The organism is Streptomyces sp. NPDC079167, assembly GCF_040686735.1.
Taxonomy (GTDB): Bacteria; Actinomycetota; Actinomycetes; order Streptomycetales; family Streptomycetaceae; genus Streptomyces.
Genome location: NZ_JBFBLO010000004.1, coordinates 437,571 through 449,572 on the forward strand (window position 1 = coordinate 437,571; position 12,002 = coordinate 449,572).

10 protein-coding genes are annotated in these 12,002 nt (G+C 71.1%); 4 read left to right on the forward strand and 6 right to left on the reverse strand.

The genetic code is table 11. The annotated features are described in order from the left end of the window. The first annotated feature begins 111 nt into the window (after window positions 1–111). Together AB0P41_RS11830 and AB0P41_RS11835 are read left to right on the forward strand one after the other, a co-directional pair. The gene (locus AB0P41_RS11830; RefSeq protein ID WP_356712638.1) at window positions 112–1,479 is read left to right on the forward strand and encodes a hemolysin family protein; all 1,368 of its coding nucleotides are present in this window, start codon (window positions 112–114) and stop codon (window positions 1,477–1,479) included. Continuing rightward, window positions 1,476–2,561 carry a hemolysin family protein gene (locus tag AB0P41_RS11835; RefSeq protein WP_365931543.1) on the forward strand — a complete coding sequence of 362 codons (1,086 nt, stop codon included), beginning with the start codon at window positions 1,476–1,478 and terminating at the stop codon, window positions 2,559–2,561. Before AB0P41_RS11830 ends, AB0P41_RS11835 begins: the two co-directional genes overlap by 4 nt. Before the next feature lie 45 nt (window positions 2,562–2,606). Here AB0P41_RS11835 and AB0P41_RS11840 read toward each other — a convergent pair whose 3' ends face one another. Both AB0P41_RS11840 and AB0P41_RS11845 read right to left on the reverse strand, forming a co-directional pair. Then, window positions 2,607–4,514 carry an AAA family ATPase gene (locus AB0P41_RS11840; protein ID WP_365931544.1) on the reverse strand — a complete coding sequence of 636 codons (1,908 nt, stop codon included), beginning with the start codon at window positions 4,512–4,514 and terminating at the stop codon, window positions 2,607–2,609. Between the two features lie 367 nt (window positions 4,515–4,881). Further along, window positions 4,882–5,496, reverse strand: a complete 615-nt coding sequence (locus AB0P41_RS11845) for a hypothetical protein (protein ID WP_365931546.1) — start codon at window positions 5,494–5,496, stop codon at window positions 4,882–4,884. 185 nt (window positions 5,497–5,681) lie between these two features. Here AB0P41_RS11845 and AB0P41_RS11850 point away from each other — a divergent pair, with 185 nt between their 5' ends. Next, window positions 5,682–7,043: a peptidase C39 family protein gene (locus AB0P41_RS11850; RefSeq protein ID WP_365931548.1), complete on the forward strand. Its 1,362-nt coding sequence runs from the start codon at window positions 5,682–5,684 to the stop codon at window positions 7,041–7,043. A gap of 111 nt (window positions 7,044–7,154) precedes the next feature. On the opposite strand, the gene AB0P41_RS11855 is transcribed toward AB0P41_RS11850, so the two are convergent. Both AB0P41_RS11855 and AB0P41_RS11860 read right to left on the reverse strand, forming a co-directional pair. Continuing rightward, window positions 7,155–7,565 (reverse strand): hypothetical protein, encoded by a 411-nt coding sequence (locus AB0P41_RS11855; RefSeq protein WP_356712647.1) that lies wholly within the window; start codon window positions 7,563–7,565, stop codon window positions 7,155–7,157. Window positions 7,566–7,592: 27 nt separating this feature from the next. Further along, complete coding sequence (locus AB0P41_RS11860) at window positions 7,593–8,177, reverse strand: hypothetical protein (RefSeq protein WP_356712649.1); 585 nt, start codon at window positions 8,175–8,177, stop codon at window positions 7,593–7,595. Window positions 8,178–8,323: 146 nt separating this feature from the next. Here AB0P41_RS11860 and AB0P41_RS11865 point away from each other — a divergent pair, with 146 nt between their 5' ends. Then, window positions 8,324–8,908 (forward strand): TerD family protein, encoded by a 585-nt coding sequence (locus AB0P41_RS11865; RefSeq protein WP_365931549.1) that lies wholly within the window; start codon window positions 8,324–8,326, stop codon window positions 8,906–8,908. Between the two features lie 124 nt (window positions 8,909–9,032). On the opposite strand, the gene AB0P41_RS11870 is transcribed toward AB0P41_RS11865, so the two are convergent. Together AB0P41_RS11870 and modA are read right to left on the reverse strand one after the other, a co-directional pair. Further along, the gene (locus tag AB0P41_RS11870) at window positions 9,033–10,976 is read right to left on the reverse strand and encodes an ABC transporter permease (protein WP_365931551.1); all 1,944 of its coding nucleotides are present in this window, start codon (window positions 10,974–10,976) and stop codon (window positions 9,033–9,035) included. 72 nt (window positions 10,977–11,048) lie between these two features. Continuing rightward, window positions 11,049–11,837: a molybdate ABC transporter substrate-binding protein gene (modA, locus tag AB0P41_RS11875; RefSeq protein WP_365931553.1), complete on the reverse strand. Its 789-nt coding sequence runs from the start codon at window positions 11,835–11,837 to the stop codon at window positions 11,049–11,051. Between the last annotated feature and the right edge of the window lie 165 nt (window positions 11,838–12,002).

Below are 12,002 nucleotides of genomic sequence, written 5' to 3' on the forward strand. Positions count from 1 at the left end.
AAGGCCCCCGAGGCCGCGGGGCAGATTCCTGCGACCCAAGGAGTGACTCCCTCCAGCAATGGACGGATCGTCCGGTAGTACCTGCGCCGCCCTCTCCCCGGAGGCGGCGGCATGACCACCCCCCTGTTGCTGCTTCTCGCGGCATTCCTTCTCATCCTCGCCAACGGGTTCTTCGTGGCAGCCGAATTCGGGCTCGTCACGGTGGAACGGCCGGACGCCGAACGCGCCGCCGCCGAAGGCGACCGCCGGGCCCGTACCGTCGTCGCCGCCCTGCGTGAACTCTCCTTCCAGCTCTCCGGCACCCAGCTCGGCATCACCATCACCTCGCTGGTCGTCGGCATGCTCGCCGAACCGGCGCTCGCCCAGCTGCTCGCCGGACCGCTCACCGCCACCGGACTGCCCGAAGGGGCCGTGCCCGGGGTGAGCGTCGTGATCGGCATGCTGTTCGCCTCCGCCGTCCAGATGGTGATCGGCGAGCTCGTGCCCAAGAACTGGGCGGTCTCCCGGCCGCTCCAGGTCGCCCGGTTCGTCGCCGGGCCCCAGCACCGCTTCTCGACCGTCCTGCGCCCGGTGATCACGGCGCTGAACACCGTCGCGAACCGGCTGGTCAGACTGCTGGGCGTCGAACCCACCGACGAGCTCGCCTCCGCCAGGACCCCGGGCGAACTCGTCTCGCTGGCCCGGCACTCCGCCGAGGCCGGCACCCTGGAGCAGGACACCGCCGACCTCTTCGTGCGGACCCTGTCCCTGGCCGGACTCACCGCGCAGCACGTCATGACGCCGCGCGTGAAGGTCAGCGCGCTCCAGACGTCGGCCACCGCGGCGGACGTCCTCAACCTCACCCGGGCCACGGGCCTGTCCCGCTTCCCCGTCTACCAGGACCGCATCGACGAGGTCGTCGGCATGGTCCACCTCAAGAACGCCCTGGCAGTCCCCTCCCAGGACCGGCTGCGCACCCCGGTGAGCCGGATCGCCGTGGCACCGCTCCTGGTGCCGGAGACCCTGCCCGTCGAACAGCTGCTCCAGCGGTTGCGCAGCGAGCAGCCGATCGCCGTCGTGGTCGACGAGTACGGCGGGACCGCCGGTGTCGTCACCCTCGAGGACATCATCGAGGAACTCGTCGGCGAGGTCAGGGACGAGCACGACGTGGAGGGCGCCGACCGTCCCGAGCTGACACCCGTCCTCGCCGACGACGGCCGGGCCGGCTGGGACGTGGAGGGCAGCACCCGGGTGCTGACCCTGCTGCGCATAGGCCTCGACGTGCCCGAAGGGCCGTACGAGACCGTGGCGGGGCTGGTCGCCGACCTGCTGGGACGCATCCCCGCCCCCGGTGACCGGGCAGAACTCCCCGGCTGGCGGATCTCCGTCCGCCAGGTCGGCCACTACCGCGCCGAACAGGTCCGCTTCGTCCGGCTGACGGACATACCGCAGGCTCCGGCCGGACGGCTCACCCAGGACCTGCTGGAGGCCGTGCGATGAGCCTCGTACAGCTGGCCTTCGCCGGTCTCCTGGTGCTGGCGAACGGCTTCTTCGTCGGAGCCGAGTTCGCGCTCGTCTCCGTACGCCGCAGTCAGGTCGAACCCCTCGCGGCAGGCGGGTCGAGCCGCGCCAGACAGGTCCTGTACGGCCTGGAGAACCTGCCGCAGATGATGGCCGCCGCACAGTTCGGCATCACCATCTGCTCCCTCACGCTCGGCGCCGTCGCGGAGCCGACCGTGGCCCACCTCCTGGAGCCGGTCTTCCACGCGGCACACATGCCCGAAGGGCTCGTCCACCCGCTCGGCTTCGCGGTGGCCCTCGTCTCCGTGGTCTTCCTCCACCTCGTCATCGGCGAGATGGTCCCGAAGAACCTGGCGATGGCCGCACCCGAGAAGACCGCGATGTGGCTCAGCCCCGGCCTGGTCGGCTTCGCCCGGCTCTGCAGGCCGGTCACCTCCGCGCTCGGAGCATGCGCCAACCTCGTCCTGCGGCTCTTCAAGGTCGAGCCGAAGGACGAGGTCGAGGCCGTCTTCACCAGTGAGCAGCTCAACCGGCTGGTGGAGGACGCCGGCATGGCAGGTCTGCTGGAACCGGAGGCTCGGGACCGCCTCGGGGACGCCCTCGAACTGGGCAGCAGGCCCGTCACCGATGTACTGCTCGACCGGGCCTCCCTGGTGACGGTGGACCCCTCCGTCACCCCGCGCCGCGTGGAGGAGCTCACCGTACGGACCGGCTACTCGCGCTTTCCCGTCTGCGCCGAGGGCGGCGGCCCGTTCATGGGATATCTGCACGTCAAGGACGTCCTGGAGCTGGAGGACGGCGAGCGGGCCGTACCGCAGCAGATCTGGCGCCCGATGGCCACCGTACGGGCGGAACTCCCGCTGGACGACGCCCTGACGGTCATGCGCCGTGCGGCCACGCACCTCGCCCAGGTCGCCGACGCGTCCGGCAGGGTGCTCGGCCTCGTCGCCATGGAGGACGTCCTGGAGATGCTCGTGGGCGAGGTCCGCGACCCGGCCCATCACGTCTCGGTGCCCCGCCGCACGGTGGAGGTGCCGAAGGCCATGGCCCCGCTGGGCTGACCCCGCCGCCGGACGGCCCCTTCCCGGGGCCGTCCGGCGGACGGCCTACGGGCTGCCGGGCTCCTGCTTCCCCCGGCCCACCGGGCCCCGGCCCGACAGCACCTCGCCGTACGCCTGCATCAGGTCCGGCAGCCGCAGCGTGGCCAGGTCGTCCCGGGTCGGCGCGGCGGCGTAACCGGACAGCCGCAGATCACGGTAGGCGCAGCTCTTCTCGTACAGGGTGCGCAGGAACCGGCCGTTGCCCAGCTCGTCGATCCAGCCCTGGTCGATCACGTGCCCGCTGATGCTGCGCAGCTCGTCGAGGGACTCCTCGTCCCACACATCGCCGTTCTCTGCGGCCAGCACCCCGCCGATCGCGGTGAGTTCGAGGGGGCGGTAGCTCGGGAAGTCGACCCGGGTGGTGAAGCGTGAGGAGAGCCCCGGGTTGGTGGAGAGCAGCCGGTCCATGCCCTCCGGATAGCCGGCGAGGATCACGACCAGGTGGTCCCTGTTGTCCTCGGCCCGCTTGAGGAGGACCTGCAGGGCCTCGTCACCGTACGCGTCGCCCTTGCTGTAACCGGAGTTGGAGAGGCTGTACGCCTCGTCCACGAAGAGCACCCCGCCGAGCGCCGAATCGATCAGCTCGTTGGCCTTCACCGCTGTCTGCCCGAGGAACTCGCCCACCAGATCGGACCGTTGGGCCTCCACCAGATGGTCGCCGCCGAGGAGACCGAGGGCGTAGAACACCCGGCCCAGGATGCGGGCGACCGTGGTCTTGCCCGTCCCGGACGGCCCGGAGAAGACGAAGTGGCGCTTGGGCGGCTGCACCGGAAGTCCCTGCTCCGCACGGAGACGTGCCATGTTCAGCTGCGCGGACAGCGCCTTGACCTGGCGTTTCACGGGTTCGAGGCCGACCATGCGCTCCAGCTCCGCCAGGGCCTGAGCGAGCATCACCGGGTCGCTCGGGCCCGCGGGGAAAGAGGCGGCCCGCGGCGTTCCGGGTTTCTGCCGCGCCCCGGCGGCGTCGGATGCGGGCGGTGGCACCACGGCCCCGGGCAGGACCTGCGGGTCGCTGCCGATCCAGGGCTCACGGCCGTCCACCAGGTCGGTTCCGAGCACCAGCTCGCCGTCCGCCCGGCCCTCCACGCCCGTGCCGTCCGAACCGAAGCCGGCCAGTGAGACCGCCGCGAGATCGGCGGCCTCGTCGTATCCGTCCCCCTCGGAGATCGCGGCGAGCCTGGCCGAGGTGTCCATGAAGGCCGGGTCCACGCGGTGGACCGCCCGGTACAGCGGCAGGGCCGCCGCGCTGCGGCCGGTGCCCTCGTGGGCCCGCGCCAGCCAGTAACGCAGCTCCTTGCGCTGCGGCTGCTCGCTGCGGCAGCGCATCAGCGCGGCGGACAGCAGGGGCTCCGCCTGCCCGTACATCTCCAGGCGCACGCGCGCCATGCCGCCGAAGAGGCCCGCCTCGATACCGAGCAGCGGGTCCTCGATGAGCGGCTCCGTGGTGCGTACGAGCTGGTCCCAGTCCTTGACCAGATAGGAACGGCAGGCGTGCAGGAAGCGGACCTGGGGATCGGTGTCCACCGGCGGCAGTCCTGCCAACGCCCGGTCCAGCTCCGGCACATGGCGGCCGTCCAGCCAGTGCGAGGCGTGCGCGAGGAGCAGATCGCGCGGGCTCTCCAGCACGGGCTGGACCCACCACCCCAGCCAGTACCAGGAGTTCAGCGTGCGGCGATGGCGGGTGCGCTGCTCGCCGAAGCGGTCGCGGTGGCGGTACATGCGTAACAGCGCCGTGGTGGTGTCGATCCGCAGCGCGTGCAGGCCCAGCCAGCCGTCCGCCATGCCGGGGTCGAGACGCACCGCCGCTCTGAACTCCTCCTCGGCCTGGGGGTACGCCCCCATCGTGTAGGCGTCCACCCCGCGCAGCCAGGCCAGGTCGGCCGGGGCCTGCGTGCCCGGCGTGCCGATGTCCATCAGGTCCCCCACAAACCGTGCCCCCAGAATGTCCCGCCCGCACAGCATGCCCAGCTCGGCGCCCCTAATCACCGTGCGGGGGACGGGAATTGACCACACCAGAGACGCATCGTACCTGTACAGGGAGTGAGCGGTTAAGTGCGTTACCGGCGCTTCGGCGGCAGTGACCGAGGGTGAGGGAGCGGGCCGGTCCGGCGGGGTGCGAGGGCAGAACGAAGCCCCCGGTCACGGGGGAACAACCGGGGGCTTCGCGTCTGCGGGGGCTCCGAAAAGCCGCACATTGAGAACGTAAGACCTGTACCGCCCCTCGGTCAAGCCGAGTTGGGCAGGCTCCGGGGCCTTTTCGTACTGCCCGGTATGGCGCTCCTCACGCTTCACTGTCCGTGACGATGTGACTCGTCACCGCTGTCGGGCGAGGGCCATCCAGCCACGTGTATCCCGTGGGCATCCGCCGTATCACCGCATGGGCGAACGGATAGGAGGGGTCGTCGGCGAAATGGCGGTGTTCCGCGACCGTCCAGCCGTCCCAGAACTCCGAGAGTCCGGGTCCGTCGCGCAGCCGGCCCTGCTCCCAGGACGCCGCACTCTCTCCCTCGATCCACAGCAGCCCCGCCAGAAACGGCCGCACCGCGGTGCGCCCCGCCCCCACCCCCTCGATCAGGACCACGGGGGCCGGGTCCAGCGTCCTCGGCGGTCCGAAGCGCCGGGCCGTCCAGTCGTACGGGGCATACCGTGCGGGCTCGCCCCGCGAGAGCGGACCCAGGACCTGCGCCCGGAGCCTGTCCGTCCAGGCGAAGAGCTCCTCATGGGTGGCCAGGTCGTCCAGGCGGAGCACGGGGGCGCCGCCGAGCGCCGCGGCCAGCCGGTCGGCGAAGGTGCTCTTGCCGGACCCCGCGTGCCCGTCGACGGCGATCAGCCGCACCGGCCCGCAGGACGGGGGCAGGGAGCGCAGCCGGCGCGCGTGGTCCGCCAGGTCGTTCATGCCTCCACCCTACGAGAGCCCGCAGAACCTCTCGTGGCCCTGCCCAGGTCACGCCAGTGGACCAGACCAATATTGCTGACGCGGCACGGGGCGAATCACTGGCCGGATCCGCCCCCGACCCGCAATAGTTGGCGCACCGATCGGCACCCGCGCCCCAATCCGCTCAACGACCGGGGGTCTCGCCCATGACCAGACCGACTTCACGCAGGACCGTGCTCACCGCCGCGCTCGTGGCAGCGGCGGGGGCAGGCGCCGTGGCCTCCGCCGGCCCCGCGAGCGCCTCCTCCTCCCGCACCTCCTCATCACCGGCGGACGCCTCGCTCGTGGACAACCGTTTCTGGACGACGTACACCGACTGGCGCTGCGGCACGTCCGCCGGGACCCGCGCGGTCGCCGGACGCCGGCCGGGCCTGGAGATCTCCGCCCCGGCCGGGCGCACCGACTACGCCGACCCGCACACCGGCACGACCAGCACCTGGGAGTACGCGACCTGGACCTCTCCGGTCCACCGCTCGTCCGTCCCCGCCACCGAGGTGATCGCCTCCTGGAACGCCCACACCCCGCCGGGCACCTGGATTCAGATCGAGCTGCGCGGCAGCTACTCGGACGGGACGGACACGCCCTGGTACGTGATGGGGCGCTGGGCGGCCGCCGACACCGACATCCGCCGCACCTCCCTGGACGACCAGACCGACGGCAGGAGCTCGGTCTGGACCGACACCTTCTCCGTGGACGACGCGGCGAGCGGGCTGCGGCTGGCCTCCTACCGCCTGCGGCTCACCCTCCACCGCACCCCCGGCACCGCCCTCACGCCGACGGTCCACCGGGTCGGCGCCATGGCCTCGGACATCCCCGACCGCTTCACCGTCCCCGCCACGGAGCCCGGCACCGCCCGGGAACTGGCGGTGCCCCGCTACTCGCAGAACGTCCACGTGGGGGAGTACCCGGAGTACGACAACGGGGGCGAGGCCTGGTGCAGCCCCACCTCCTCGCAGATGATCATCGAGTACTGGGGCCGCACCCCCACCCCCGAGGACCTGGCCTGGGTCAAGCCCGGCATCCCCGACCCGCAGGTGTGCCACGCGGCGCGCTACACCTTCGACTACCAGTACGACGGATGCGGGAACTGGCCCTTCAACGCCGCCTACGCCGCGACGTACAAGGACATGAACGCCGTGGTCACCCGGCTGGGGTCGCTGACCGACGTGGAGAAGCTGATCGCTGCGGGCATCCCGGTCATCACCTCCCAGTCGTTCCTCAAGGGCGAGCTGACAGGAGCGGGTTACGGCACATCGGGTCATCTGATGACGGTCATCGGCTTCACGGCCGACGGCGACGTGATCGCCAACGACCCCGCGTCGCCCTCCAACGACGCGGTGCGCCGCGTCTACCAGCGGCGCGAGTGGGAGAACATCTGGCTACGCACGAAGAGGTACGACGCGAACGGGCAGGTCAGAAGCGGTACGGGAGGGGTCTGCTACGTCTACTGGCCCGTCAACTCGACACCAGCTCAGCGCCGCGTCCTGCGGTCGCTCGACCTGACCTGAGCATGTAGGGACCGGCGGCCGCCTCGACGACCTGGAGGCAGCTCTCCTGACCGTCCTGAGCGAGGCGGCCGTACCGGTCCACGGAGCAGCGTGTCTCGCGGTCCGCGCGCCCTACGTCCGGATCCACCGTCGCAGCGCCTCGACCGTGTTTTCCGGCGCCGTGTTGAAGCACAGCCGGATCCCGGGCGCCGCCTCTGTGAGGACGTTGACCAGCCGTTCGAACAGCAGGGTGCTCTCCGGTGCCATGCGTATGCCACCGCCGATCATCGCCAAGCCGAAGACGTCCTCGGCAAGATGCCTCCGGACGGTTGCCTCGGCGCGCTCCACAGAAGCATCGATCAGGCACGGGACGGCATCGAACCCCGACTCACGCAGCGCCGTGGTCCCGGCCTCGATCCGGGCGGTGAGTGTGGCTTCATCGACATTGCCGGGCATCCGGCTGTAGTCGAGCGCGCGCGGATGCAGGCCGATCGACAGGACCTTGGTGTCGCGCGGCAGGGGAGCACCACTTCCATGAGTCACGTGCGATTCCTCCCGGATCGTTGCCCGTCAGACAAGTGACGCCCCGGCGCAGCAGCCGAGCACGGCGCTCGTCAGGCTCAGTGCGAGAAGGACGTTACGCGCGCGCTCCTGCGAGGGCACCGCCGCCACCGTGCCGTCACGGTCGATCCGCACGCACCACAGCAACAAGGCGGTGCCCCACCTGCGGAACAACCAGCGCCCGTACAGCACGCCCGGCAGCAGGGCGCACAGCACTCCTACGACCGTCATGGCCACCCGGCTCTGCGTCGCGTCTGCGACGAACAGTGCAGACCACAGGAAACGGGCTGCGAGGACGGCCCCCAGCACGACGGGCACCACAGCCGCCGGCATGGGCCCGCGAACGCCGTCCCGCCACAGGTGGGCGAGCAGCGCAAGTGTCGCGAAAACCGCTGTGAACGCCCCCGCCACCGCGTAACCCGTACCTGACGGGCACGGCACGCCGATACGCGGGCCGCAGGTCGACGCTGTTCCGGCCAGACCCCACAGGGCCGCAAGAAAGCTTCCCGCGCCGGCCCATATCAGCAGATTGAGAATGAATACAGTAATTCCGGTTCCGACCATACTGTTCGGCACAGGCTCTTCGTCACGCATGTTTCCCCCGCCCATAAGTGAGCCGAACACTACTGGGACGGCGGGTCACCGGGACGGGGTGCAGGGTGAGGCCCGGCGTATTGCGCTGCCGGGGCGGCAGGCAGACTCTGCGTGTTGTATTTCCTTCAGCAGAGGACGGCCCACACATGATCACGCTCACCAAGGAAGACGGACCGGCAGACCTGGACGGAGTCACTCACCTGTCCATCGGCGTGTCCTGGGACCCCACGGCCGGTACCAGCGGAGGGGTCATGGGGATGCTGCGCCGCAAGACCGGCACCGACCTCGACCTGATCGCCATCGCCGTGCAGGGCTCCGACCCGGTGCGTCTGGCCGGTCTGGACTCGCTGGACCCCATGGGCAACGGCTCCCTGGTGCACAGCGGCGACAACCAGACAGGGCGCGGCGACGGCGACGACGAGACCGTCACGGTCGAATTCGCGCGCATTCCCGCCAACATCACCTCGATCGTCTTCGTCGCCGCCGCTTTCAAGAAGGGGAGTTCCTTCCAGAAGGCCCGCAACATCAGCTTCAAGGTCTACGACGCGACAGGCGGCAGCGCCCAGCAGGTGGCCGACATCTGGCCCAGCCTGCTGACCCAGGACAACGGCTGCGCGGTGGCGAAGGCCGTGCGGGTCGGCGGCACCTGGAAGCTGGAAGTGATCAACACGGCGGGGAAGATCAAGCAGGGTGACGAGCACGCGCTGATGCGTTTCGCGATCAGCAAGTAGGACGCTGTATGAACCGTCCCCGAGGTGCCTGCGCGGCCTCGGGCGGACAGCCTTCTGCCGGCCGGAGCTCCGCAAGGGGAATCCGGCCGGCCGGCGAATCCCGTCGGAGCGCGGCAGCGTCTCCTCACAGGGCGACGACGGTCGTTTCCGTGGCCTTGACGCTGGTCCAGACGGAGCTCCCCTCGGCGAGGCCCAGTTCGGCGAGGGCCTGAGGAGTGATCTCGGCGACGAGGTCCGGCACCTGCTCCGAGGTGATCAGGACCCGCAGCCGGCTGCCGCTCGTGGTGATCTCCCGTACGGTGCCCGGCCAGACGTTGCGTGGGCTGCCGGCCGGCTTGTCCCTGTGTACGGAGACGGCTTCCGGAGCGATGATCGCGAGGGAGTCCGTGCCCGGCGGGAGCGGGTCCGCGGCCACGAGGAGACCGCCGTCGGTGAGGCGGACGCCGGCGTCGGTGGCGGTGCCGGTCCAGGCGTTGCGGCCCAGCATCCGGGCGACCCAGGGGGAGCGGGGGTGGCGGGTGACCTCCGTGGGCGGGCCATCCTGGAGGGTCCGTCCGTCGTCCAGGACGAGGACCCGGTCGGCGAGCGCCACGGCTTCGACGGGGTCGTGGGTGACCATGAGGCACACGCCGCCGAAGCCGTCGAGATGGCGGCGGAGGGTGTGCCGGACGTGGGCGCGGGTGGTCTGGTCGAGGGCGGCGAGCGGTTCGTCGAGCAGGAGCAGCCGGGGCCGGGCGGCCAACGCCCGGGCGAGCGCGACACGCTGGGCCTGGCCTCCGGAGATCTGCCCCGGTCTGCGGTGCGCGAGATGCCCCACACCCAGCCGGTCCAGCCACATCTGCGCACTGCGACGGGCCTCGGCGCGCGGGACGCCACGGGCGCGGAGCCCGTACGCCGTATTGGCCGAGGCGTTCATGTGGGGGAAGAGCGCTCCGTCCTGGGGGACCCACGCCACGCCCCTGCGGTGCGGGGGGAGCGCGGTGACGTCGGTGTTGCCGAGCCGGAGTTCGGCGTGGGCGCGCGGGGTGAGGCCGAGGAGCGCGCGCAGCAGGGTGGTCTTGCCGGCGCCGTTGGGGCCGACGACCGCGATGGTGGTCCCGGCGTCCGCGTCCAGGGTCAGGTCGTTGAAACCCGTGACGGTGGCGTGGAGCGGCCAGGCCGCCCCCGTGTCACCGGTGTCGGGCGTGACGTCCGCGGCGGTACGCGTGTCCGACTGCGGCGCCGGACCGGGGTCGTCGGCCGGGGCGCGAGGCCGGGCGGTGTGCGGGGTGCCGGTCCATCGCCCGCGCAGTGCGATGAGTACGGCCATGGCGATGACCAGGAGGAGCAGCGAGACCGAGGTCGCGGCTTCCGGGCTTTCCTGGAGCAGCAGGTAGACCTGGAGCGGGAGCGTCTGCGTCGTGCCGGGGAGGTTTCCGGCGAAGGTGATGGTCGCCCCGAACTCGCCGAGGGCCCGCGCCCAGGTCAGCGCCGCGCCCGCGACGAGACCGGGGGCGACCATGGGCAGGGTGACGGTGAAGAACACCCGCACCGGTGAGGCCCCCAGCGAGGCCGCGGTCTCCTCGTAGCGTGGGCGCAGTCCACCCAGCGCGCCTTCGAGGCTGATGACCAGGAACGGCATGGCCACGAAGGTCGCGGCCAGGACGGCGCCGGAGGTGTGGAACGGCAGGGTGAGCCCGAACGTGTCCTCCAGCCACGGGCCGAGCAGCCCGCGCCGGCCGAAGGCCAGAAGCAGGGCGACACCACCGACGGTCGGTGGCAGGACCATCGGCAGGAGCACGAGGGAGCGGACGAACGCCTTGCCGGGGAAGTCGACCCGGGCCAGCAGCCAGGCCAGCGGCACACCGAGGACGAGGGAGAGTCCGAGGGCCCAGGCCGAGACGACCAGGGAGAGCTTCAGCGCCTGCGTCGTACCGGGGTCGGTCAGGTGAGCGCCCAGGTCGGACCAGGACGTACGGGTGATGATTCCCAGCAGAGGCAGGAGCAGGAAGGCGATGGCCAGCAGCGCGGGGATCGCCAGGGCGATCGGGGCGCGGGGGCCGGTGGCACGGCGGCGAAGGCGTCTCATGAGGATCCCTGATGCTGAAGTGCCGTGCGGGGCCCGCTCCGGGAGACGGCGCCCCGCACGGACGGATGCCCGCTACGGCTTCTGGAAGCCGGCGTCGGCGAGGATCTTCTGGGCCTCGGGGGTGGACAGCCATGCCACGAACGCGGTCGCGGCCTCGCCGTTCTCGGAGGTCTTCAGGGTCGCCGCCGGGTAGGAGGCTACGGCGTTCTGCGCGTCCGGGATGTCGATCGCCTCGATCCTGCCGGTGGCCGTGGTGGCGTCCGTCCTGTAGACGAGACCGGCGTCCGCCTCGCCGAGCTCGACCTTGCTGAGGACGGCGCGGACGTTGGGTTCCTGGGAGACGGGGTTCACCTCGGTCTCCTGCGCGTCCAGGATCTGCCGGCTGTAGCGTCCGACCGGCACCTCGGGCGCCGCGAGGACGACCTTCAGACCGGGGTCGGCGAGGTCCTTCAGTGTCTCGACCCCCTCCGGGTTCCCCTTGCCCGTGGCGATCACCAGACGGTTCTTCGCGATGACCGTCGGCGTCCCGGTGTCGTCCCTCAGCCCGTCCATCGTCTTCGTGTCCGCCGTCACCAGGGCGTCGGCGGGCGCGCCCTGCTCGACCTGTGCGGCGAGCTCCTGCGAGCCGGCGAACGAGAAGGTCACCTCGGTGCCCGGGTGCCCCTTCTCGTAGGCCGCACCGGCCGTCTTGAAGACGTCGGTGAGCGAGGAGGCGGCCAGCACCGTCAGGTCCGCCCCGGACGCCGACGTCCTGTCACCCGAGTCCTTCGTGTCGTCGCTGCCGCACGCGGCCAGCGGGAGGAGGAGAGCCGCCGTCAGGACAACCGCCGCCGTACGTCGCCGGGTGAAGGTGAGAGACATGAGGGTCAGGCTCCTCGGGGACGCGGCCGGGTCGTGCCACCCGGGCGGGTGGTGGGGAGTCGCACCGGGTGAGGTGCCCCCGTGTGGGACTGCACATGCGACAGATTAGTGGCGTCCTGCTCGTATTTGCAAAGCATGATGCGATTCTCCATGGCACATGCGGCG